This is a genomic window from Senegalia massiliensis (assembly GCF_900626135.1).
Classification (GTDB): domain Bacteria; phylum Bacillota; class Clostridia; order Tissierellales; family SIT17; genus Anaeromonas; species Anaeromonas massiliensis.
Map to the genome: position 1 here is coordinate 33121 of NZ_LR130785.1, position 25648 is coordinate 58768.

Consider the following 25648-nt stretch of genomic DNA (forward strand, 5'->3'; position numbering starts at 1 on the left):
TAATTTGGAGGTGAAGAAATTTGAGCATAGAAGGTTTTTATTTACTCCCCCACCCTCCTATAGTTATTCCAGAGGTTGGAAGAGGAGAAGAGAAGAGAATAAAAGAAACTTATGAAAGTTTAGAAACTGTAGCAAGAAATATAAAAGAAATTTCTCCTGACACTATTATTTTAGTAACTCCACATGGTACTATGTTTAGAGATGCCATATCTATTTCACATGGTACTACTATACATGGTGATTTATCAGATTTTGGTGTGAATAATGTAAGCATGGATTTAGATATTGATTTATCTCTCACTGATAAAATTTATGAATTAGCTGAAAACAAAGAAATTCCCGTATTAAAATCAACATCTTCATTACTAGATAGTTATGATGCTTCTTTTTATTTAGACCACGGAGCAATAGTTCCATTATATTTTATAAATAAATTATACACTGATTATAAAATAGTCCATATAACTTATGCTCCAATAGAAGATGAAAAATTATATGAATTTGGAAAGGTTATAAAAGAAGCAATAGAAAATATGGAAACAAAATCAGTATTTATAGCTAGTGGAGATTTATCTCATAGACTTAAAGATAGTGGTCCTTATGACTATCATCCAGCTGGAGAAAAATTCGATAAAGAAATACTAAATCTTTTAACTAAAGGACAAACTAAAAAAATATTTAATATGGACACAGAAATGATAAAAGATGCAGGAGAATGTGGAATGAGATCAATTCGTATACTTTTAGGTTCTCTTTCTGAGTATAACTACAAAGGAAAACTGTTAAGTTACGAAAATACTTTTGGCGTAGGATATGGAGTGATGAAATTTGACTATAAAAGGCAATAATCCTTATATAAAATTAGCAAGAGAAAATTTAACTAAATATATAGAAAATAGACATATATTAAATATTTTACCTGATTATATAACAAAAGAAATGCAGCAAACTAGAAGAGGAGTATTTGTAACCCTTCATAAAAATGGAAATTTAAGAGGTTGCATTGGTACAATTTCCCCTGTAACTGAGTCCATAGTTGGAGAAATTATAAGAAACTCTATAGAGGCAGGAGTTTATGACCCTAGGTTTCCTGCAGTTACAAAAGATGAATTAAAAGATATACAATTTTCAGTAGATGTACTATCAAAACCAGAAAGAACTAGCAGGGAGAATTTAGATCCTAAAAAATATGGAATAATAATTACAAGTAATGGAAAAAGTGGGGTATTACTTCCTGATTTAGAAGGAGTAGATACAGTGGATGAACAAATTGATATAACACTTAAAAAAGCCCAAATAAGTAAATGTGAAAATTATGAAATAGAAAGATTTACAGTTACAAGATATGAAGAAGAGTAGGTGATATTATCAAAAAAGAAGCTATGTTTTATGAGAAACTAGATGATAAAAAAGTACATTGCTATTTATGCCCACATAATTGTGTAATAGAAAATGAGAATGTAGGTAAATGTAGTGTAAGGTTAAATGAAGATGGTAAGCTTTTTTCTACTAATTATAGAGAAGTTACAGCTATAACAGTTGATCCTATAGAAAAAAAGCCTCTAAAATTCTTTCGAGAAGGATCAAATATATTATCTGTAGGTACATTTGGATGTAATTTAACATGTGCTTTTTGCCAAAATTATTCTATAGCTCAATTTACAGATTATCATGCTCCTAGCCAAAGAATAACAAAAGAAGAATTAGTAGCTTCAGCCCTTCACACTTCTAATAATATAGGTATTGCCTTTACCTATAATGAACCTACAATTTGGTATGAATATGTATATGAAACAGCTAAATTATTAAAAGAAAAGGATAGTACTAAATCTGTAGTAATAGTTACAAATGGATTTATAAATAAAGAGCCCTTAGAAAAATTGCTCCCATATGTAGATGCAATGAATATAGATTTAAAAGGATTTAATAATGAATATTATACTGAAATTTGTGGTGGCAGATTAAATCCAGTACTAGATTCAATAGAAATAGCAGCAAAAAGTACCCATGTAGAAATAACAACACTATTAGTTACAGGAGAAAATGATAATCTAGATGAAATAGAAAACTTAGCAAAATTTCTATCTAATATTGATAAATCTATCCCCTTACACATTACAAGATATTTTCCAATGTATAAAATGGATAATCCACCTACAGATTTAAATATAATGTATAAAGCAAAAGAAATAGCAGAGAAATATTTGGATAGGGTAGTTTTAGGTAATGTATAAAGCTGAACTTTAATTAGTTCAGCTTTATGCATTACTTTGATAAATCAATAGTAAAAGGCTCTAATTTTTTATTTTCAATAAAACTTGTGAAATCAAATCGTAAAATAGTATTTTCTAATGAGAAATCTTCTATCTTTTCTTCTCCATCAAGTTCAAATACTGATTGAAAATGATAATTATCTTTATCAATTAATTTTACATTATTTCTAGATATACTATGACCTTTAGGTAAAAAAGGATTTTCTGGATCAATGTCATTGATAAAGTATTTATCAACTAAAGAAAAGCTATAAGATAGATTATGAGCTAATATATCAAATTTATCCTTGCTTAAATTTTCCTTTAGCCCCTTAAAATTATAATCAACAATTAGTTTATTTCCTTCTTCAGTAACGTTATTCACTTTAATTTCAAAATCTGTACGTTTGCTTTCTAATATAAATGATGTTTTATTTAAAGTCTCTTGAACAGGAGTCTCAGATATTGAAAGAGACGGATAAAGTTTAATTGATTTTATATCTTTATCAATTTTATTAATATTTTTCCTGTAAATATTATAATGATTATCGTCTTTTAATAAAGTAGAAAGTTTAGTATTATTTTTATAGTTAAATAATTCCTTTCCATTTTCATCTTCTGCTTTATAAATATCTATATAATCATTTTTATATTTTGATACAGTTTCAAAAATTATATTGGAAGTTTCTCTTGCTACGTTAATTTCATCAATTTTTATTTTAATTTCTTCGTCTTTATAAAACTTAGATTGATTAACCATTAATGTCTTATTTATCTCTTGTTTAATAGGAACATCAAAACTCCAATTTCCTTTTATACCATTAATATTATGAATAGAAACAGGTAATGTGAAATCTTCTTTAATCTCTCCATAAGGATATTTTAATTTCCATTGAAAGTCATATCCATCTTCTGATTCATGTATTCCAGTTGACATGTTATTAAGCCATGAATCTTCCTTATCCCCTTTATTATTTTCAAAATTAACATCAAAATGTACTTCTCCTTTTTCAATATTTCCACTTACATGTCCTATAATTGAAACATTATCACCATCAAAATATGCATTCTTTAATTTAACTGTCACTCCATTTTGAGTTATTTCTTCACCTAATTCTGTTACTAATTCATCTTTAGCTAATTCTACTCCTAAGTTATCTCCAAATTCTTCATATATTCTTCCAATAAAGGGTGCACTAGCTAATACTTGATTCATACTGGGAATGAAAAAACCTGATAAAAAAGTAATACCACAAATAGATGCAGCAGCTACACAACTAATTATTAATTTCTTTTTAGTAGGTTTTTTTGTTTTAGTTTGACTCTCTCTCTTTATTCCTTCATCAATTGCATTGAAAACATCTTCTTTTGGTACTTCTATTTTATTAATAGATGACTTCATATATTTATTATCCATAGCTTCTCTCCCTTTCAAATTTCTTTTTTAGTTCTGCTTTACCTCTACTTAAATAAGTCTTTACAGTCCCTTCTGGTATGTTCATGATTTTACTAATAGTTTTTATAGAATAATCATGATAATAAAAAAGTATAATTGGTGTTCGGTAATTTTCCTTTAATTTACCTATAGCTTCTATAATATATAAAGAATCATTATCTACTACTCCAATATCAGAGTTTAACTTAAAGGAAATACCTTCTGTTAAAGAAATGATATTTTTCCTTCTTGAAAGTACTTGACCGGCACATCGAATTATAATCTTTGTAAACCAAGTCATGAAATACTCTGGATGCTTTAAGGTATGAATAGATATTAAAGCCTGATAAGTTGCTTCTTGAACAATATCTAAGGCATCTTCTTTGTTATGTACATATAAATAAGCTGTGCGATAAATTTGTTCATAATTTTTCTTAAGTAATCTTTCAAAAGCTTTTTTATTCCCTTTTATTGCTTTTTTTATTAATTTATAATCATTTTTTTCCATTTCATAACTCCTTTCAATACATTAGTGGGAAAAATGGATAAAAAAGTTTCAACTTTTTTAAATTTTATCATAAAAAAACTAGAACGGTTTTAATCCATTCTAGTTTTTTCGTTTTTCTTTTCAATTAATATATACATCATATTTTATATAAATTATTTAAAAAGATTTTGTTCATCTAATTGGCCTCTTTCTACTCCCCATTCTAAGCTGTAAGGAGCATATAAAGTTGACAATAATATCATATTTATTATTGTAAATATAACAAATGTTTTTAACAATGCTTTATTATTTGTCTCTTTCAAGTAGAAAAATGTAATTATCAAAGCACATATTGCTATGATAATAGGTACTATTATATACTCCATTGAATATCCAAATACATAATTCTCTCTCATGGATATTATTTCAAATAAAATATTGATTATTAAACTACTAAAAACTACAATTTTAAGATATTTAGAGTTTTCTTTTCTTAATAACCTATATATCCCTAGAATTATTAATCCTGGTAATACCAAATACATTCTACTGACTAAAAATACAGGCATCATAATTATATTTTGTATTATATTTCCTAATTTTATAAAGAAATCTACCTTTTTCTCATCATTTCCAAACTGAGAGTCTGATGATGAAGCTTTCAAAGTATAGTTATTCCCCTTACCTTCCATCCAAAAAACATAACTATAGTTACTTGAATCTAAAATTTGTAAATCTTTTATATTTACTTTATCTTTTTTGTATATTAATTTTTCCTCAGTAACTCTTCCATTATATAAATTTCTTAAAAATATATAAGATACATTATGTTTATCTTTGCCTTTTGCTACTAATGATATCTCTCCATCTTTATCCATATCTTTATTTATAGTTAAATTTAAATCTTTATCTACTTTAATGCCACTATTTCCAGTCAATTCTAATTTCTTAAAAGATCTAATAGTTGAGCTTCTTGACCCTAAATTAAATGTCCCATACTTAATAGTTTTTTTATCGTTTGTAAATATATAGCCCTTACCTATATCTATACCAAATTGAATATCATTCTTTTTATCTATTTTTCCTATTGATTTTATTTCTCCTATTTCTTCATTAGAATTACTATATAAGTATAATAATTCAGTATTTGATTCTTGTTCTCTTTCTAATAGTATATGAATATTTTCATTTCTGTCTTCTCTAGCCTTAATACTTTCAATACCAGAAATAACTTTTTCTCTCACTGAGCCTTCATTTATTAAATATAGCCTTTTTTCATCAGATGCTATTATATAAGGTGTCTTACCTTTTCTTAATACATCAAATCCAATAATATTATCTTTTATTTCTTCAACTTCATTTCTATCATTTATTTTAGAGAGTGTGTTTTTGTTTATAAAATATACTTCATTGTCTAATATTTTTATATCTTCTGATGATATATTATGGAGATTTAACTCTTCTCTGTCACTTAATTCACCTTTTTTATTTATTGTTAAGTTAGCTATATTTTTATTATCATTTATAACTATATTTATATTTTCATAAAAATCAGAGTCATTTATACCCTGAGCTTTAGTGATATTTTCAGTGTCCTTCCATGGCTTGCCTTTATATTTATCTGTATTTATCATCCTAGTAACTCCATACTGTTCATATTCATAGAAGGTATTATAAAGTAAAATTAAAATCATTATCACAATTAAAAGTATAATAGTAAGTATAGGTTTGCCCTTTTTCTTTCTATATTTTAATAATAATAGAAAAACAAAAATTATAAAGAATAATGATACTATTAATATATATATATTCTTATTTTGAGTATCAGATATACTCCTATTTATTAAATCTTTAGCTTTAACTCCATAATAATCCGTTATCCATAATACAAGCTCGCCAGGTTGTTTTAATCTTTCTTTATCAATATTATCTATATCATCACTGTATGCATGAATAAGTTCCATTGATGGATGATTTAATGTTATAGAAGGAATGTCTTTCTCTCCAAATACAGCATGATCACTAGAAGCTGAAGGGTTAAGCTTTAAATCCTCTCCCCACTTATCTTTTATTTCCTTTGCTAAATCTTTACTAGTTTGGCTATTGGGAAAATAGTCTATATACAGGTCTAGATTTTCTTTAGATCCTATCATATCTAGATTGATAATCTTACTTCCTATTAAATCAAAAGGTCTAGACCTAGTATAATAAGTGGAACCTTTAAGTCCACTTTCTTCTCCATCAAAGGCTACAAATACTATATTTTTCTTAGGAGATATATTGCTTTCTTTAATACTCCTAGCTACTTCTAATAACATACCTATACCTGATGCATTATCTAATGCACCATTAAATACTTTTCCATCTGCATCATAGCCTACATGATCATAATGTGCTGTTATTATCAAAGCTTCTTCTGTTTCCTTGTCTTTAGCAGGGATATAACCTATCACATTTCTCATATCTACCTTTTTCACATTTAAATCCATATTAAATTTAATGGTATATCCCTCTTTAGTATATTTTACTAATTCACTAAAAACATCAGATTTAACTAAAATTCTAATTAATTGAGATTCTTCGGCATCATCAGTCTTTCCATCCGTTATTACAGTTTTAAGAAATTTATTTTCACTATTATCTTTAGATGGACTTATTACTAGATTAACTCCTAAACTCTTTAATTTTTCTATGTCAATATGGTTATAAAAAGTTTTAGAACTTAATATTATTTTACTATTCTCTTCTATCTCATCAAGTGATTTAACTATAGTTGCATTACCTTCTATTAATCCACCTACAGTATTATTCACAGGAAGTTCAGTATAGTCATCTCTGATACTATATTCATGAGCTATATTTCCGTTTTTATCTATAACTTGAAAAGTAGGTTCTTCTTTAAGGATAGGAGAGTAGTCTTGAAATTCTTGAAAGTATTCATTTCTCTTATGTATAGGAGCAAGTCCCATTTCTCTAAATTCATGAGCTATATATTCTGATGCTTTTCTATGTCCCTCTGCCCCAGGGAGTCTACCTTCATATTTATCAGATGATAACTCTTTTATGTGATTATAAGCATTGTCTTCATTAAACTTTAAATTATTAGTCTTGCTACAACCCATAAGAGTAACAATCAAATATATTAAAATAAATATTAGAATTACTTTTTTTCTATTTTTCCTATTCACATCTAATTTCCTTCTACTTGAGATAACCATTCATCTTCTAATTGGATTAAATCTTTCCCATATACTTTGACAAAAGAATCATTTAATCCTTTCTCTGTATTCGTCTCATAAAGTTCAATATATTTATCTAATCCATATATTTCTACAAGGTGCTTAGAAAATAAAGTAAGTTCAGTTACTACTATATCCCAATCTAATTTTCTATCTATCATATAATCAGACATATAACTAAATTGAATATATTTATCCTCTTCTATAACCTTTCCTATATCTAACTCTATATCTAATTCACTTTCAACTTTATCCATAGTTATATAATAAAATAGACCATATTCTATAAACTGGTTTAGTGGAAACCCCTTTTGAATATTAATTGCTTGATATATTCGGGCCATAATACTTGAATCTTCTCCATAAACTTCATAAATACTCCCCAAATAAGAACTATTATGATTTCCATACACTACTTTATTTTCTATTTGCTTAAAATCTAATAAAATATAATCATTTATTTTTTCAGGATTTTTAAATCCTAATTTATCAGATATATTATCATAGATTTTTTCTCTCTCTTTCATTATCTTTTCTATATTTTCATCTACATCCGTATTAAATTCACTATATATGAACTTGAAATTGTCACTTTCTTTAACTATATTATTTTTATCAGAATAATCATTATCACCTAACTGAACTTTCCATTCATCATCTTCTTTAATAAAATCTCCTTTATATCTTTCATTTTCATTAACTTTTATATCATAATCTTCTCTTATACTATTATCTTGATTTATAGCAATATATTCATTGTCTAACGAACCATTTATCCATACATATTTATTAGTATTTAAAGGATTTGGATGAATATAGTTAAACATTACTTTATCTCCTGTAAATATTTTATCCCCGGCTATTACTTCATCACCATCTATATATATTGGCAATTTATCATTGATTTCTTTATACATAGAATTTACTGATGGATTACCTGTTAAAATAATATGTGCATTTTTAATATCTTCTTCAGTCACTTCAATATCAGATTTAATTATTATGTTATCTGAAGAATTTACCTTTAAAAGTTTAAGCATAAGATTTTCATAACCATAAGCAGATTTTTCAGAAGACAAATTTTCTTTTTCACTTCCTATAGTGCCATAAACTATAACGACCTTATCATTATTTTCACGAACACTAATAAAAAAATCTTCATAATTCATATCATCCTTTAATTTCGTACCTACTTTATCTGTTTCACTACATCCACTTAAAAGAATAGTAATTATACTTATTATTAAAATACCTTTAATTAATTTCACCTCTAAACCCCTTTCATTTAAATGAATAATTTCGTTTAATGAATTAGTATTTATAAGATTTTAGGCCTAATAACTTCATTATAATAAATAGTAATGTTAATCTTCTGAATATTTTATCTCTACTAACCCCCTTAAATTTAAAAATTATTATAAGTAGTTAATATAGTATATTTTGGGTATTTATACATTAAATATTTCTTACTTATTTACATTATAAAATATTTAAAATAATAAAACCATACGAAAATTTTCGGCATTTTATAAGGGGGTAACATGTTTGAAACTTATGATTTAAAAAATTTTGGTACAAGAATAAGAAAAATAAGAAAGTCATTAGGTTATAGTCAAATACAAGTTTCTACAGAAACGGGTGTTCATAGAGATACTTTGAGAAGAATAGAAAATGGAAATAATATTGTGACCTTTGATACATTAAATAAATTATCCATGTTCTTCAAAAAAGACTTATTTCACGAGATAGCTCATTATAATACTAACAGAAACTTACTAAATTATTATGAAAAGATAGATGATATTATAAGTTCATATGATTACGATAAACTTATTAATATATCTAATGATTTTGAAGTTAATTTTAAAGATAAATCACCTTCTGATTTTAGCTTATATGAAGGTAGGGTTATTGAGCAATTCAGATTAATAGTTAAAGGAATTGAAAAATTAATTAAAAAAGATCAGAATAATAAAAAAATAATGAGTATCTTTAAAGAAGCATTAAAACTTACTCTAAAAGATTTTAATTTATATAATTTCTCTAAGTTTAAATATAATCTATTTGAAATTCGTATATTAATTATGATAGCAGTGGCTCTTAAAAGAGATAATAATTATGAAAAAAGTAATGAAATTTTAAAATTTGTACTTAAATCTTTAGATTTTAGTGAAGAATCACTTCTAAATGAAAAAAAGCTTATAATTAAATGTTTTTCTAATATTTCATATAATTATCATAATATGAATAATTATATGAAATCTCTAGAGTATGCTATTAAAGGCATAGTCTATGCTATTAACCAAGATATTATATATGCTTTAAACCATCTATATTATAGAAAAGGTATTGCAGAATATTTACTTGATAAAGATGAAAGTATTTATAAAGATTCTCTTAATAAAGCCATACATATATTAGAAATAAAAGGATATTATGAATTAGCTAAAAAGTATAAAGAGATTACTAAAGATAAATATAACATATATTTAGATAGGTAATAATATTTAAAAAGTAATAATATTTTTCTTCTATTTCTTAACTCTTTTCAAGTGGAAAAATCATTCAGCACTTTCTTTCATAGCAAACTTCTCTATAATTTAATTTAATCTTCTAGTTCTTCTACATCTAAATTTAAAGCTTGTATGGTTCTATAATATTATAGAACCATACAAGCTTTAAATGAATCAATAACCAGTTCTAGGTTAGATAAATATACTAATTTATTTAACGTTAATATAATTATCTACTGCACCCTTATTCTTTTCTTCTTTACATTAAAATAAATAGAGCCAGTAAGATTAATGAGAATATGCATCAAAATGCTCATCCACAGTGATGATGTGAGTAAAACTAGATAACCTATAGCATTTCCCACAATAAAAATCATAATGAATCTCAATATAGAATTTCTATTGAATTTAAATTCTCTCTCATAATTAATATGAAACACAGAAAATAATAATGAGCTTATCATTACAAATGGTTCCTCATATTTCAATATTGGAAACATATTTAGCAAGCTCATTAAAATAATACCTCTAAATAGAATCTCTTCAAAAATAGGTACTACAAAAGAAAAATAATAGAATTCTGAACTATTCCAACTATGAGCTGCAGCAGTACCATTTAGATTTTGATCAGTTAAAAAATAAAATATTAAAATTCCTGATATCCAAGAAAATATATGTTTAATGGCTTCTTTGATATATAAAATATTTCCCCAAGGTTTATATTCACCAGGAATTATAAAAATAAGTACTATGAATAATATAGAACCCCAAAGAAAAGCCCACTGACTAGACCAAAGCAAAGTATTTTTACTTAAAAAATTCTTCTTATATAAAAAGAATTCTAGAATTGTATAGAGAAAAAGTGAAAAAATCATTATAATTATCCATAACATAATATTAATTTTGTATGAAGTCTATAAAAGAAAATCATACTCTCCTTATATAATATATTTAGATTTCAAAGATAATCTATAAACTTTATGCAATAAAAGAAAATATTAATCTTCCAAGTATATTTAATAAAAGTAATGGTATAACTACTGATGCCAATATCATTAAATCATTTATATTATATTTTTTAACACATTTATATTTTTTAAATTTAACATAGACCAATCCAAAAAGGGTTAATAATATTAAGGGTGAGATTAGTAGCAAATCTTCATAAGAATATGAATATGAAAACATTCTTATTCCAAAATATGCAAATAAAAAGTTTAAAGCAACCATTATAGTATAAAGAACTTTAACAATCTTACTATCAAACATTAAAAAAGTATACATCATTATAAAAATTAATGTAAACGCCCCTGTTATAGCATAATCTAATTGAAATATTTTGTAAATGTAACTAAATGTATCATCATCTGCATAAAAGGGCATTAAGTAAACTAAAACAACAAGAAGAAAAAACAAATTAATTAGAATACTAATTAATTTATTATCTCTATAATAAGATTTTAAGGAACATAATATATCCATAAAGAACTCCCATCCTTTCAATAATTTATTTTATATATTTTTTATTACCTTCTATATACTATTATAAATCAAACCTATTTAATTTACCAGTAATTTGGTTTAAACGGTAAAAACTAGAATAGTCTTACCCATTCTAGTTTTTCTTCTTTATTTGTTTTATATATTCCCTTTATATATTATAAAATTATATTACATTTATTTATTTATATAGTTTTTAATTTTTGCGAAATAATTCTTATATATCAACAATATAAATATACTAAATAATAATATTCCTGTTATGATAATAAAGAGAAAATCTCTAATCATGTGATAAGTTGTGCCATTAGTTCCTAATATAATAATATGTGATAATATATAAGATAAAGCTAATATCATTATTGGAGTAGTTATTTTATTTATTCTATGATTTTTTCTAAATATTAATGATAAAATCATGAATATAATAAAAACTATTCCTGCTATCACAAAATAATAATTAATAGTTAGTCTCGGAAGAGTAATTGTATTTTTTTCAAAAGATTCACCATAAATAAGTTTATCTAAACTACCATCTTGATTTAAATAGTACACTACATCCACTTTATCTTCTTTAACATTTATTACCGCATTTTTCACCTCTCCTGTATCAAATATACTACTCAAATAAGTTGTCCAGGCAACAATATCATAATGAACTTCTCCATAATATTCAGAGTAATTAATTTCATAATTAGATACATCTTCACTAAATTCTATGAACACTTTTCCGTCGTCTTCTTCTATTGATTCAACAGCTTTGGAATAAACTATAGGGATAGGTTTTGTAAGTTTATCAAATGCTATAAATAAAAATAAAGAGACGATAAGTGCTGTTAAAATTCCTATATAGATATTTCTATTTTTAAGTTTTCTTTTAACCTTTTTTAAGGGAATCGCTTCTAAATCCTTTTCATTTTCAAAGTCTATTTCAGTTGATTTTAGTTCTTTATATTCACCTCTACATCGTTCACATTTTTCTAGATGTTCATTTATAATATTTACTGTATCTTCACTCGCTAAATCTTCTGCTACTAAAGGCAATAGATCTTGAATTGTATTACAACTTAATTTCATGATTTTCCCTCCAATTCTTTTTGTATTTTCTTCCTTGCTCTATGATAAGTGACACAAGCCCAGTTATCAGTTTTCCCAAATATATTTCCTATTTCTTTAAAGCTTAATTCATCATATACTCTTAATCTAAATATTTTATTGTAAGGCTCTTTAAGTGAAGAATGAATAATATTACTTATTTTTATAAACCCTTCATTGGATATTATATCTTTTTCAAAAAGGTCAGTTTCTTCTTTTTCTATAATATCGTCTAAATCTTTCCTGAAATCTACTTTTTTATTTTTTCTTAAATATGAAAAATATTCATTTTTTGCAATTTGACATAGCCATACTCTAAGCTTAGTATCTCCTCTAAATTTATCGATAGATTTTATTGCTTTTAGGAATGTTTCAGAAGTTATATCTTCTGCTATATGTTTATCCTTAGATAAACTTAACATATAATAATATATATCTTTAAAATAAATTTGGTATATCTTTTCAAATTCTTCACTTGTCACTTTTTCACCTCCTCATATATAAGACGCATAAAGAATAAATATCTTACAATATTTTTGAATTATATAGTAAAAAACTAGAACAGTTTTCCTTATTCTAGTTTTTTACTATATAATTATTTTTAGCTCATGTCGTATGTTACACTTAAATACTCAATAAGTTTTTGTTTATTATGAAAAATCAAAAAAATATTAGAAAAAATAATTATTCATAAGTCATGCATAATTTATATAATATCAATATTTATGAGTTTTTAAACAAGTTTATTATAATTGTATTTAAGACAAACTAATATCTATCATATCTTTAATTAATTCATTATAATCCTTGTCTTTTAAGTTCTTTATAAATAATTTTAATATCAAATCAAGGTGATTTTGAGTATTTTTATTGATAAATTTAATAATTTCTCTTAGCTCAAATTCTTCTCTATCATTTATTGCTTTAGGTTCATTTCCATGAATATAATACGATTTTTTTATAATAACCTTTTATCATTTTAGAAGCCTTAGCTTTTTGTTCTTCTTTTTCAAAAAAAGAATATTACTAGTTGAACTTGCTATATTTTTTTTAACCTTTTTACCAGTACAGATAAAAATTCCTTTACAATGAATTTTATTATTACTATTTAAAAAAATCTAGTTAATAAATACATAGTTCCTATCGACAATACTAGAGTAGATGTAGCAGCAAAAAAAGCTAGTAATATTTTTTGATATTTACGTTTCCCTTCTTCTCTTGCTTTTGAAATATCGTCTAAATTTTTCCCTTCACTAAAAGCTATAATTTCTTTGTATGTTTGAATATCAAATTCTTTTTTCTTCTTTTCCACTAAAAAAGCTACATACATCGAAACTATAGCTAATATAGACCAAATTATTATTCCAGCTTTATCTAAAAAGTACAATAAAGGCATAGGTGTTGATATTAATAGTCCAAATAAAACAGCAAGTATATTACTTATCTTATCAAAATCTTTTCTGTCTTTTTCACTTATATCTTTTTTCATCTTTTCCAAATCTCCTTTAATTAAAATATCAAGAGAGATTTCGAAAATTTCACTTAGACGAAGTAGACTATTTATGTCTGGATAATTTTTATCATTTTCCCAATTAGATATAGTTTGTCTAGAAACATAAATTTTTTCAGCTAGTTTTTCTTGAGAAATTTTTAACTCCTTTCTATACTTTCTAATCTGATTTCCTAATTCCATCTTTCCTCATCTCCCTTCTCTTTTATATTAATCAAAGAAACATTTTTTAGCTATCAAAAGTCTTTGCTAGTAGTGTATTTTAATTGTCAAAAGCATTTTACAAATAGCTTATATACGGTATTTATCTAATTTTAATCTTTAAACTAATTTTATCATATTGATATATCTTATACATTAAAAAACTAGAACAGTTTTACCCATTCTAGCTTTTCACTTCTTCTTTTCCTTAACTTTTTTAAGTCTAAAAAAGTCTTCTCTTTCTTTTTCTTCTAAGGTTTCTTCTATATATTTAATTTGTTTTTTATATTTTGGTATTTGAATTTTATCTAAAGCATTGGCTCTTTTTTGAGTTCTTTGTATTTCTGTTGCTAATTTAAATACTGAGTTTTCTATTTCAGCTAATCTATATATTAGATATTTTATATTTTGAAAATCAATTACTGCTGTATCTAGTGCTGGATTTGATCTAAATATACCATATTGAGCTTTAAAGTCTTTTTTATTATATTTAACCTGTGGTATTTCCACTCCCATTACACTACGAAGTAATATTTCAAAATCATCTTCTTTATTTATAGAAAGGGCTATTTCTTCTACACTGTTTATACCCATTGTGACATTTGCATCTTGTAATGCTTTATATGAATCGCTAAATGTAGATCTAATTTTAGATTGTATCTCTTTCGCTTCATCTATTAGATTCATCATTTCTCCTATTAATATGGTTCTTTTTTTATCTAATAAATCATATCCCTTTTCAGCTAATTTTTTTGAACTTTGAGCTTTCATTAAATTACTCTTAGTTGGAACTTTTCTCTTAGCCATTATTATTTGTCCTTTCCATAATGTCCATACTTTTCTATAATCTTTGGATCTATACGATCTAATTCATTTGGAGGTAATATAGCTAATATCTCCCAAGCTAAGTTTAGAGTTTCTTCTATAGTTCTGTTTTCTGAATTCCCTTGCTTTAAAAATTTTTCTTCAAAATTTCTTCCAAATTCCATATACTTTTTATCCTCATCTGACAAATCATCTTCTCCTATAATCTGTGCTAATTCTCTAATATCAATTACTTTAGAATATGAAGAAAAAAGTTGATTTGAAACATCAGGATGATCTTCCCTTGTGTAACCTTCCCCTATACCATCTTTCATAAGTCTTGAAAGTGATGACAATATATCAACTGGAGGATATATATTTTTAGTATCTAAATCTCTAGCTAGAACTATTTGTCCTTCTGTAATATATCCTGTTAAATCAGGTATAGGATGAGTTATATCATCATTTGGCATTGTAAGTATTGGTAAGAATGTAATAGAACCTTCTCTATCTTTAAGCATTCCTGCTCTTTCATAAAGTGCCGCTAAATCTGAATAAAGATATCCTGGATATCCTTTTCTACTTGGCACTTCTTCTCTAGCTGATGAAATTTGTCTAAGTCCTTCACTATAGCTTGTGATATCTGTCATTATAACGAGGATTTCCATATTTTCTTCAAATGCCAAATATTCTGCTGCAGTTAATGCACATCTTGGAGTAGTAATTCTTTCTGCTATAGGATCATCTGCATAATTTATATACATTACTACATTATCAAGTACTCCTGATTCTTCAAAACTTTTTATGAAAAAGTTAGCATCATCATGTTTTGAACCAATACTTGCAAAAACTATAGCAAATTCTTTATCCTCATCTGAGCTTATTTTAGCTTGATTTACTATTTGAGCTGCAAGTTCATTATGACTTAGTCCATTTCCTGAAAATATAGGTAATTTTTGTCCTCTTATAAGTGTTGTTAAGCAATCTATAGAAGATATGCCAGTTTGTATAAAATTTCTAGGGTATTTTCTCGCTACAGGATTTATAGGCCTACCATTTATATTATAATCTTTCCCAGTATAAATATTGCCTCCACCATCTATAGGTTCACCTAATCCATTAAAAACTCTCCCCATTATATCTTTTGATAATTTTACTGTAAATGGCTTTCCTGTAAATCTTATTTTTGTATCTTCTGTACTCATACCTGATGTAGTTTCAAATACTTGAGCTACCATATTATCTTCTTCTATTTTTATAATTTTTCCAGTTTTATGTTCATTGTCTTCAGTTTCTATATTTATCAGTTCACCATATCCTACCCCTTCTATAGAATTCAAGGATATGAGTGGTCCATCTATAGATTTGAGTCCCATATAAGATTTTTTCATTAAATCACATCCTCATTTCCATCATCTTTATATTTTGACAGTAAATTTGTATAATAAGACTTAATTTTTTCCTCTAGTTGGTCTATTTTTTCTAGCTCATTATTAGAAATATTATATTTCATTTTAGTGACTTCATTAAATAATTCATCATTTTTCACTTGAGATATTGCAATCCCTTCCCTTATACTATTACTTGTCATTTTATATAAGTAATCTATAGCTTCTAACATTTTATATTGTTTTTTAAGTGGTACATAAGTATCTTCTTTATGAAATGCATTTTGTTGTAAAAATCCATTACGAATAACTTTTGCTATTTCTAATACCAGTCTTTGATCATCTGGTAATACATCTTCACCTACAAGAGAAACTATATCTTTTAATTTATCTTCTTCTTGAAGCAATCTCATAATATTAGCTCTTAATTTAAATACATCATTTGCTACATTTTCCGTATACCATTCATCTAACACTTTAATATATCCACTATAGCTTTCAAGCCAATTTACAGCTGGATAATGCCTTGCATATGCTAAATTTTTATCTAAAGCTAAAAATACATTTACAAATCTTTTAGTGTTTTCAGTTACAGGCTCAGAAAAATCTCCTCCTGCAGGAGATACTGCTCCTATTATAGTAACTGAACCTTCTTTCCCATTTAATGTGTCAACATAGCCACCTCGCTCATAGAACTCAGCTAGTCTTGTTGGAAGATATGCAGGATATCCTTCTTCTGCTGGCATTTCTTCAAGTCTACCTGATATCTCACGAAGAGCTTCTGCCCATCTTGAAGTAGAATCTGCCATTATTGCTACATGATAACCCATATCTCTAAAGTATTCTGCCATAGTAATTCCTGTATAAATACTTGCTTCTCTTGCTGCAACAGGCATATTTGAAGTATTTGCTATAAGTATTGTTCTCTCCATTATAGGTTTGTCTGATTTAGGGTCAATAAGCTTTGGAAAATCTTCTAAAACCTCTGTCATCTCATTTCCTCTTTCACCACAACCTATATATATTATAATATCTGCATCAGACCATTTAGCAAGTTGATGCTGGGTCATTGTTTTCCCTGTACCAAATCCACCTGGAATTGCAGCAGTACCACCTTTTGCTATAGGAAAAAATATATCTATAACTCTTTGACCTGTAACAAGTGGTCTTTCTATCTGCCTTCTTTTCATCACTGGTCTAGGTTCTCTTACTGACCAATATTGATACATTTTTATATCATGATTATTACCTCTATTATCTTTTAAAACTATAAGTGTTTCTTCTATATTGTATTGTCCATCTTCTTTTACTTCTACTACTTCTCCATTTACTTTAGGTGGAACCATTATTTTATGAGTTACTAAAGAAGTTTCTTCTACTTCTGCAAAAATATCTCCTGATTGTAGCTTTTCGCCCTTTTTAACATTGATTTTTACACTCCATAGTTTTTCTTCATCAATAGATAAAAGGCCTATTCCTTCAGGTATAAAATTTTGTGAAATATTATTTATTTTTTGTAAAGGTCTCTGTATTCCATCAAACATATTCCCAAGCATTCCAGGTCCTAGTTTAAGTGATAAAGGTCTACCTGTAGGATAAATTTTCTCATTAAGCTTAAGTCCCTCTGTTTCTTCATATACTTGAATAGTTCCTATGTCACCATTTATTGATATTACTTCTCCAATTAATTTATCATTTCCTACTGTAACCATTTCCCTCATCCTAAAACTGCTCATAGATTTTCCTTTTATAACAGGTCCATTAATTTGTGATATTATGCCATATTTATTTTTCAATTTCTTCACCTTCTCTCAATGCTTCATATAACATTTTTCCTATATACTCTTTATTCTGTTCTAATTTATCTAGAAGGCTAAGGTCCAAAATAGCACGATTACTTTTATCAAGTAATATCATTCCACCAATTATATCTTCATCTGATTCCAACATATTTACATTAGTAAAACCATTGTCTAATATTATAGTTTTTATATAGTCTTTATTATTTTTTATATCATATTTAGAAATTTTCACTTCTATATTACTTTTGTTACTCATTTCCTTCAATCCGTTTTCTAGAATATTTCTCAGATAATTTTTATACTCATTAGTAGTTATAAATATTGTTAATTTATTTTTTATACCTTCTATAAGCTTATTAAATAGTTTATTCTTTTCAAGCATAATTTCTTTTTTTATTTGTCCTTTTTTCTGAGAAATTTGTTTGTCATTTTTTTCTTTTTCTTTTTTTATTATTTCTTCTGCATATGCTTTCTTTTCTTGTTCTATTTTATATCTATGTGCGTCCATTTGCTCTTTATTGTGTTGTTCTATTTTCCTTATTTTTTCTTCGCTAGCTCCTCTAATCTCTTCAAAAACATGTTTGGAAAAGAGATTTAATTTCTCTTCAATGGTTATCAAAATACCACCACCCTATATTTTTATTCCTATAGATTCATTTATATATTTAGTTATAAAATCCTCTTTACTTGAAAATCCATGTCTATCAGGTATTGTAACTATAAGGTGATTATTTTCATTTATCCTTACTTCCATTACCCTATCCATGATTTTATCTTGTATTCTCTCTGTTATTATTATAATTCCTATATTTTTATCTTTTAGTGCAGAGTTTAGTTGTTTTAAAATCTCTTCTTTTTCATGTGCTATTATTCCATCAATTCCTGCAAGTCTCATTGCAAGAAGTGTGTCTCTATTGTCACTTATTAAAAATGATTTCATAAATATCACCTATACAAAAAGTATAAATATAGATACAATTAATCCATATATTGCAACACCTTCTGCAAGCCCTACAAATATAAGAGTTTTACCTAGTATTTTAGGGTCTTCTGATACTGCACCAAGTGCTGAGGATCCTACTGCTCCAACTGCATAACCTGCACCTATCGTTGCAAGTCCTGTAGACAGTGCTGCTGCAATATATTGAAGTCCAGAAGCACTAGTCTCTTCTGGTGCTCTAGTAGCAGCTTTTACAGCATCTGGCATTAGTATAGTAAGTGCTCCTAAAAGTAAAGGTATAAATACAAAGAGATTTATTCTTAAAGCTTTGCTTATTTTAAATCCTGTCTTTTCATTTTCTTTATTTAAAAAATATAAGCCTGTTGCTATAGTAGCAATTACTAAAATAGTTGTCATAATCATTATTGCAATAATCATTTTTATCTCTCCTATAATCTATTTATTTTCTTCATGTATTTTAAAAGGTTTATAAGGTCTTCCTTCTCCTCTATAATATTTACTAAATAATTCATAATACTCAAGTCTAAGTGATTGAATACCAACTATTAGACCTTCTAAAGCAATTATTATTATATTTCCAATAGTTAACACTATTATGCTAAAACCTAAGTTGCTTAAAATATCAGATATAACTTGAAATGCCATAAATAACCCTACATGTGTTAAGGCAAATGCTCCAATCCTTATAAAAGAAAGTGTATTACTAATCATACTAAGTAATGTTTCAATTATTTCAAATGAACTTTCTATATAATAAGCACCTATATCTTCAGAATATAAAGGTTTATTCCCAAAAATAATATTTGTTAAAGGCTCTCTTAATATCATTAATGCTATTAAAATTAAGGATATTATAATTCCTAAAAATATTGAAATCTGAGGTATGTTTAAGAAATTCTGTGCTACCAAATAAAGTACAATTCCATAAAATAATCCACCAACAATTCCATTTTTCCCAAATAAAGCATCTTCATATTCACTTAATCTTATTCCATTAATAATATTAAATATATAAGCTATAAATACTAAAAATACACCTGCTGAAACTGAAGCTATTAAAACAGTTTGTATATTTTCAAAAGGTCTGATTACTAATGCAGGAATTATCTCTTCAAAACCAAATATACTTCCATATAAAACCCCAAATATCATAGAGCTTATTCCAATTCTTGATATAAGTTTTGCAAATTTACTTCCATTTTTTCTACTTAAATAAATCCCTCCAACGGTTATCACAAAACCTTGACCTACATCACCAAACATAGCTCCAAAAAACAACATATATGTTATTGCTAAGAAGGGAGTAGGGTCTAATTCCTTGTATGAAGGCGTTGCATACATCTCTATAAGGTATTCAAAAGGAGATAATAACCAATTGTTTTTTAATTTTGTAGGAGGATTTAATGATGTAGTTAAATTTTCTTCCTTTTCATAATGAATAGTTATATCAAAATCTTTTAATCTTGATTCAAACTCATGTGTACAATCCGTAGGTATCCATGCAGATAAATAAAAAAAGTATTTAGTAGCTACCATTAATTTTTTTAAGCTATTTACTCTTTCCTGTAGTTTGAATATTGAATAACACCTTTCAATCATTTCTCTATTTTCCTGTTTGAAATTTTCTAGTTTTTCTCTAACTTTTAATAATTCTGACTTTTTATTGTGTTTTTCTTGATTTAATTGTTCTATTATATCTTTAGGTTTACCTTTAAATCCCTTTTTAATATCTAATTTTTTAAAACTTAAAGAACGTAATATTCTTTCAGTTTCTTTGCCTAAGTCAACTGGAAATATTACAAGATAAAGTTCTCCAGAGTTTAAAGTATCTTCATGTAAAACTATCGCGGGAATATTTTCATAGTTTTTTTTCAATTTTATTCTGTTTTCTTTAGATAATAATCCAAAATAATAATTAAATCTTTCCATATTATCTAATTTTTCAATCTCTATATCCAATCCTTCTATTAGCTTTATATTATCAAGTGATTTTTGTATATTGTCCATATGACCTTTAATTTTTTCTCTTTTATTCATTATAGGTAAGATTTTGTTATAAAGCTCATCCATATTTTTTTCCATGTCATCTAAACTACAATTTTCATCTATATATTCTTCCTTTATATCAAAGCTTTCATCGTATATTTTTTCTATTAGTTTCATTTTTTCAAGAGCTTTTTTATAACCTTCATGTAAAGTTAAAGGATGAACACTTGCCATTCCTGCTAAACTTTCTACATTTTTTTCTGTTACATCTAAATTAAATCTACTTTGTTTTATTTCATTTAATGCACTTACTACATCTAAATTTCCAGAAAGTATAATTTGTCTTGCAATTTTATCTACATCTTCAATTGAACCTACTAAATTTATCATAGACATTTTTTCTATACTCAATTATTTCACCTCCTTGCTAATTTCTCTTATTATATATCTTTCTGTTTCTTTTTTATCTAAATCATATCTTATGGATTCAGCTATAGATATTATATCTCTTATTTCATATTCTAATAAATGGATATAGCTTACAGCAACCATTATATTCATTTTTCCTTGATTAAAATAATCTAAAAATCTATTATACATATAAGTTTCTAATTTTATTTCCATATATAAGTCTATTGTATTTTTATCTTCAAATAAAAAATAATACGGAGTAGTAGCTACTATTTCTATAAAATCTTGTTCAGAATTTGCATAACTAAGTTTTTTAATTAAATTATAATTTGTTATTCTTCCACCTTTTAAAGCATAATTTACTAGCTCTTCTTTAGATAAATTAAAAAATTTACGGCCTCTATATAACCACTCTATATTTAAAAGATCTATATTTATGCCTAATATATCTTCTAAAGTTTTTCTATCTGTGCTTTTTAAATGTTCAATCTGTTCATATAATTTTGTAAAATAAAATCTATCTAGGTTCATCTCAATATAAAACATCAGTCTATCTTCTTCTTCGTCTAAATAAGGATAAAGTCTATCATAATATATTGTTCCTTTTAAATTTTCTATTAACTCAGAAGTATTTTTTGATTTAATTAACTTATCATGATCAATAGTACTATAACTTCCTTTGTAAAGTATCAAATCTTTTATTGAATCTAAATCTTTTCCTCTAGCAAGAGTTCTTAGATATAGTTTTAAATCTTCTATCTCAAATTTTTTAAATAGTATTTTAAATAGTTTTCTATATTCACCAATGAAAAAATGAATTATTTTCTCATATTGATTTTTCATATATTTTTTAAGATATATTTCTAACTTATCTCTATGTATACCTTTTGTATTAATTTGCTCTAATGCTTCACTATATCCTGTATTAGATTTTAAATAATCTACAAAATCTTCAATATTTTTTTTTGATATTAAATTTTCATAATCATTCAATGTAAGCATGTTTCGTTTCAATGCTCTTATTTTAGTATTTACAGCAGCAAACTTTGTAACACTACTCAACGTATTCACTCCTTAGATAAAATTATATTTCTAATATTTCTTTTAGAGCTTTTTCAATTATTTCATCTTTATTTTCACTATATATTTGTTTGAAGTTTGAAATCTTTTTTTCTTTTTTATTTTCCATAAATTTAATAGTTTTATAGGTTTCTTGTCTTATAAAATTTGTTTCTTTTTGTATTTTTTCTTCTGCTTTTTTTTGCTCTCTATCCTCTATATCTTGAAAATACATTCTCAAGTTATTTTGCTTTTGCTCTATTAAATCCTTAGTTCTTTGTTCTAAGTCAGTTGCCTCTTTATCTATATCAATTATCTTTTTTATAATCTGTTCCAAATATATCACCTCTATTAATTTTGAATTTTCATATAATTATATTATATCTCTTTAAATTTTAAATTCAACTCTACACTAATAATATACCCATTAAACAAAAAAAAGACTCAAACTGAATTAAGCCTTTTTTATAACAATATATATTGAATCTTTATATTCCATTTCAGTATAATATGCTATATCTAAAATTTTAAATTTTTTACTAAACAAATTTATTAATTCATCCTTATCATAATATACAAATTTTAATCCATCTACTACTTCTTCTGTTTCTCCTCTCCAAAAACTATGAACAGTTATACCATCATTGTTCAGTATATCATATTGTCTATTTATTGATTCCTTTAATTCATCTTTATCTAAATGTATTAAAACCTTATTTGAATAAATAGAATCAAATTTTCTATCTATATTTAAGGTTTTAGCATCAAGTAATAATAGTTCTATATCTTTATTTTCATCACTATATAAATCTAAAAAAGCCTTTGATTTATCAGAACCAGTAACTTTATAATCTTTTTTAAGTAAGTTTAAATCTTTTCCTGGTCCCATACCTAGTTCTAAAATTGTAGAACCTTTTTGTAAATATTTCTTTAATATGTTAACTAAATAAGTTCCATCTATTCCTTCTGCCATATTAATATATTCTTTTGCATTTTCTATATTATCGAAATATGCCATATAATCCCTCCTTAGTTTAGTATAGTATATGAATTATATAGTTATTATTTGCTTTTTTCTTCTTCTATTTTTTCAGCTAATCCATTTAAATATATCCATCTTTCCATCTTTGCTTCTAACTCTTTTTCCAATATTTCCTTTTCTTTTAATAGATCTTGTAATAAAACATAATCTGAAGTAGTATCATTTATTTTTTTATCAACTTCTTCTATTTTAGTTTCTAAATCTAATATAATATCGTCTATTTCCTCATATTCTTTTTTTTCATTATAAGAAAATTTTAATTTTTGACTTTTAGATTTCTCTTTATTTTTCTTTTCATTGTTAGTTTTTTCTTCTTTTTTAAATAATGTATTTATTGCTTTATCTCTACTCTTTTTAAATGCAGTATAATTACCTGTATGTTGTACTATTTCACCTTTACCTTTAAATTCAAATAATTTTTCTGCTATTTTATCTAGAAAATATCTATCATGTGAAACTGCTATTACAGCTCCATCAAAGTTTTCTAAATAATCTTCTAGTATTCTTAAAGTTTCTATATCTAAATCATTTGTAGGTTCATCTAATAATAATACATTAGGTGTTTCCATAAGAACCCTTAAGAGATGTAACCTTCTTTTTTCACCACCAGAAAGCTTAGATATATATGACCATTGTAAATCTTTTGAAAAGAGAAAGTTCTCCATCATTTGAGATGCAGTTATTTTATCTCCATCTCCTGTTTCTATATATTCTGCTCCTTCTTTTATATATTCAATTGCACGTTGATTTCCATCAATATGAGAAGTCTCTTGAGAAAATAATCCTATTTTAACAGTTTCACCTATCTCTACTTTCCCAGCATCAAGATTTGTAATTCCAGTTATTATATTTATCAAAGTAGATTTGCCTATTCCATTTTCTCCTATTATACCTACTCTATCATCTCTTAATACTGTATAAGTAAAGTCTTCTATTATTTTCTTTTCACCATAAGATTTAGATATGTCTTTTAATTCAACAATCTTTTTACCAAGTCTTCTACTTCCAACTGATATATCTATATTTTCTTTTGTAGTATCTATTTTACTTTCTTTTAAATTCTCAAATCTATTAATTCTTGCTTTTTGTTTTGTAGTTCTTGCTTTTGCACCAGTTCTTATCCATTTTAATTCACTATTATATAACTTTTTTCTTTTCTGCTCTTCTTTTTCTAAAAGTTCTTCTCTTTCTAGTTTCTTTTCTAAAAAGTAATTATAGTTACCCATGTATTCATATATATTCTTGTTATCTAATTCTATTATTTTGTTCACTATTCTATCTAGAAAATATCTATCATGGGTTATCATTAATAAAGCACCTTTTCTATTATTTAAATATTCTTCTAGATAATCTATTGAATCATTATCTAAATGGTTTGTAGGTTCATCTAATATTAATAAATCACATGGTTTTATAAGAGCAGATGCAAGAGCTATTCTCTTTTTTAATCCTCCAGATAAATTGTCTACTTTTCTAGTAAAATTACTTATGCCTAATTTAGTTAATATTGATTTTGCTTCACTTTCTAATTCCCATGCATTTTTCTTATCCATTTCTGATGATAATTTTATTATCTTTTCGTTTGAAGTATTTTTATCTTCTATAGCCTCATTATATTCTCTTATAGTTTTCATAATATCACTATTCCCTTGAAAAACTTGCTCTAATATAGTTGCACCTTTTTCAAAATGAGGATTTTGACTCAAATATTCTATTCTTATATCATTTCTTTTAATAATTCTACCACTATCAGGACTTTCTTTTCCTGTAATTATTTTTAATAAAGTGGATTTGCCTGTTCCATTTATTCCGATAAGACCTATCTTATCTTCTTCATTTATTCCAAAAGTTATATTATTAAATAATTCTTTCTCTCCATATCTCTTTGATATATTTTCTATAGTTAATAAATTCAATTTTTTCACCTCTTAAAAATTTCTATATATATTATATCATTTTTAAG

22 protein-coding genes and 1 pseudogene are annotated in these 25648 nt (G+C 25.7%); 3 read left to right on the forward strand and 20 right to left on the reverse strand.

Annotated elements, in window-relative coordinates; genetic code table 11:
• The first annotated feature begins 20 nt into the window (after positions 1-20).
• Both amrA and amrS read left to right on the forward strand, forming a co-directional pair.
• Positions 21-1359, forward strand: a pseudogene (amrA, locus tag E0D94_RS00125) (AmmeMemoRadiSam system protein A).
• Between the two features lie 23 nt (positions 1360-1382).
• Entirely contained in the window at positions 1383-2234 is an 852-nt protein-coding gene (amrS, locus tag E0D94_RS00130; RefSeq protein WP_479725509.1) for an AmmeMemoRadiSam system radical SAM enzyme, read from the forward strand.
• 31 nt (positions 2235-2265) lie between these two features.
• Here amrS and E0D94_RS00135 read toward each other — a convergent pair whose 3' ends face one another.
• From E0D94_RS00135 to E0D94_RS00150, 4 genes are all read right to left on the reverse strand, one after another.
• Positions 2266-3669: a DUF4179 domain-containing protein gene (locus tag E0D94_RS00135; RefSeq protein ID WP_130805296.1), complete on the reverse strand. Its 1404-nt coding sequence runs from the start codon at positions 3667-3669 to the stop codon at positions 2266-2268.
• Positions 3662-4195: a sigma-70 family RNA polymerase sigma factor gene (locus E0D94_RS00140; RefSeq protein ID WP_130805297.1), complete on the reverse strand. Its 534-nt coding sequence runs from the start codon at positions 4193-4195 to the stop codon at positions 3662-3664. Before E0D94_RS00140 ends, E0D94_RS00135 begins: the two co-directional genes overlap by 8 nt.
• 152 nt (positions 4196-4347) lie before the next feature.
• Complete coding sequence (locus E0D94_RS00145; RefSeq protein ID WP_130805298.1) at positions 4348-7392, reverse strand: M28 family metallopeptidase; 3045 nt, start codon at positions 7390-7392, stop codon at positions 4348-4350.
• Complete coding sequence (locus E0D94_RS00150; RefSeq protein ID WP_130805299.1) at positions 7365-8681, reverse strand: hypothetical protein; 1317 nt, start codon at positions 8679-8681, stop codon at positions 7365-7367. The genes E0D94_RS00145 and E0D94_RS00150 overlap by 28 nt, the downstream gene beginning before the upstream one ends.
• A 273-nt stretch (positions 8682-8954) precedes the next feature.
• Here E0D94_RS00150 and E0D94_RS00155 point away from each other — a divergent pair, with 273 nt between their 5' ends.
• Positions 8955-9914 (forward strand): helix-turn-helix domain-containing protein, encoded by a 960-nt coding sequence (locus E0D94_RS00155; protein ID WP_130805300.1) that lies wholly within the window; start codon positions 8955-8957, stop codon positions 9912-9914.
• A 245-nt stretch (positions 9915-10159) separates the two neighbouring features.
• Here E0D94_RS00155 and E0D94_RS00160 read toward each other — a convergent pair whose 3' ends face one another.
• The 16 genes from E0D94_RS00160 to E0D94_RS00235 all read right to left on the reverse strand — a co-directional run bounded on the left by E0D94_RS00160 (position 10160) and on the right by E0D94_RS00235 (position 25601).
• The gene (locus E0D94_RS00160; RefSeq protein WP_130805301.1) at positions 10160-10819 is read right to left on the reverse strand and encodes a CPBP family intramembrane glutamic endopeptidase; all 660 of its coding nucleotides are present in this window, start codon (positions 10817-10819) and stop codon (positions 10160-10162) included.
• Positions 10820-10904: 85 nt separating this feature from the next.
• On the reverse strand, positions 10905-11408 hold the full coding sequence (locus E0D94_RS00165; protein WP_130805302.1) for a hypothetical protein: 504 nt from the start codon (positions 11406-11408) through the stop codon (positions 10905-10907).
• Positions 11409-11603: 195 nt separating this feature from the next.
• Positions 11604-12503, reverse strand: coding sequence for a zf-HC2 domain-containing protein (locus tag E0D94_RS00170; protein WP_130805303.1), 900 nt, complete (start codon positions 12501-12503; stop codon positions 11604-11606).
• Positions 12500-13003: an RNA polymerase sigma factor gene (locus tag E0D94_RS00175; protein ID WP_130805304.1), complete on the reverse strand. Its 504-nt coding sequence runs from the start codon at positions 13001-13003 to the stop codon at positions 12500-12502. The genes E0D94_RS00170 and E0D94_RS00175 overlap by 4 nt, the downstream gene beginning before the upstream one ends.
• 626 nt (positions 13004-13629) lie before the next feature.
• Positions 13630-14214 (reverse strand): helix-turn-helix domain-containing protein, encoded by a 585-nt coding sequence (locus E0D94_RS00180; RefSeq protein WP_130805305.1) that lies wholly within the window; start codon positions 14212-14214, stop codon positions 13630-13632.
• Positions 14215-14424: 210 nt separating this feature from the next.
• Positions 14425-15039: a V-type ATP synthase subunit D gene (locus E0D94_RS00185; RefSeq protein WP_130805306.1), complete on the reverse strand. Its 615-nt coding sequence runs from the start codon at positions 15037-15039 to the stop codon at positions 14425-14427.
• 2 nt (positions 15040-15041) lie between these two features.
• Positions 15042-16427 carry a V-type ATP synthase subunit B gene (locus E0D94_RS00190; RefSeq protein WP_130805307.1) on the reverse strand — a complete coding sequence of 462 codons (1386 nt, stop codon included), beginning with the start codon at positions 16425-16427 and terminating at the stop codon, positions 15042-15044.
• Complete coding sequence (locus tag E0D94_RS00195) at positions 16427-18160, reverse strand: V-type ATP synthase subunit A (RefSeq protein ID WP_242620511.1); 1734 nt, start codon at positions 18158-18160, stop codon at positions 16427-16429. Before E0D94_RS00195 ends, E0D94_RS00190 begins: the two co-directional genes overlap by 1 nt.
• Before the next feature lie 49 nt (positions 18161-18209).
• A complete protein-coding gene (locus tag E0D94_RS00200) occupies positions 18210-18845 on the reverse strand; it encodes a V-type ATP synthase subunit E (RefSeq protein ID WP_165442814.1) in 636 nt (211 codons plus the stop codon).
• Between the two features lie 12 nt (positions 18846-18857).
• Entirely contained in the window at positions 18858-19166 is a 309-nt protein-coding gene (locus E0D94_RS00205; protein ID WP_130805309.1) for a V-type ATP synthase subunit F, read from the reverse strand.
• A 9-nt stretch (positions 19167-19175) separates the two neighbouring features.
• Entirely contained in the window at positions 19176-19604 is a 429-nt protein-coding gene (locus tag E0D94_RS00210) for an ATP synthase subunit C (RefSeq protein ID WP_165442815.1), read from the reverse strand.
• Positions 19605-19622: 18 nt separating this feature from the next.
• The gene (locus E0D94_RS00215) at positions 19623-21584 is read right to left on the reverse strand and encodes a V-type ATP synthase subunit I (RefSeq protein ID WP_130805310.1); all 1962 of its coding nucleotides are present in this window, start codon (positions 21582-21584) and stop codon (positions 19623-19625) included.
• Positions 21585-22646, reverse strand: coding sequence for a V-type ATPase subunit (locus E0D94_RS00220; RefSeq protein WP_130805311.1), 1062 nt, complete (start codon positions 22644-22646; stop codon positions 21585-21587). It abuts the gene before it with no gap.
• A gap of 22 nt (positions 22647-22668) precedes the next feature.
• On the reverse strand, positions 22669-22980 hold the full coding sequence (locus E0D94_RS00225) for a hypothetical protein (protein WP_130805312.1): 312 nt from the start codon (positions 22978-22980) through the stop codon (positions 22669-22671).
• Between the two features lie 117 nt (positions 22981-23097).
• Positions 23098-23661, reverse strand: a complete 564-nt coding sequence (locus E0D94_RS00230; RefSeq protein ID WP_130805313.1) for a class I SAM-dependent methyltransferase — start codon at positions 23659-23661, stop codon at positions 23098-23100.
• 44 nt (positions 23662-23705) lie between these two features.
• Positions 23706-25601 (reverse strand): ABC-F family ATP-binding cassette domain-containing protein, encoded by a 1896-nt coding sequence (locus E0D94_RS00235; protein WP_130805314.1) that lies wholly within the window; start codon positions 25599-25601, stop codon positions 23706-23708.
• Positions 25602-25648: the final 47 nt, after the last annotated feature.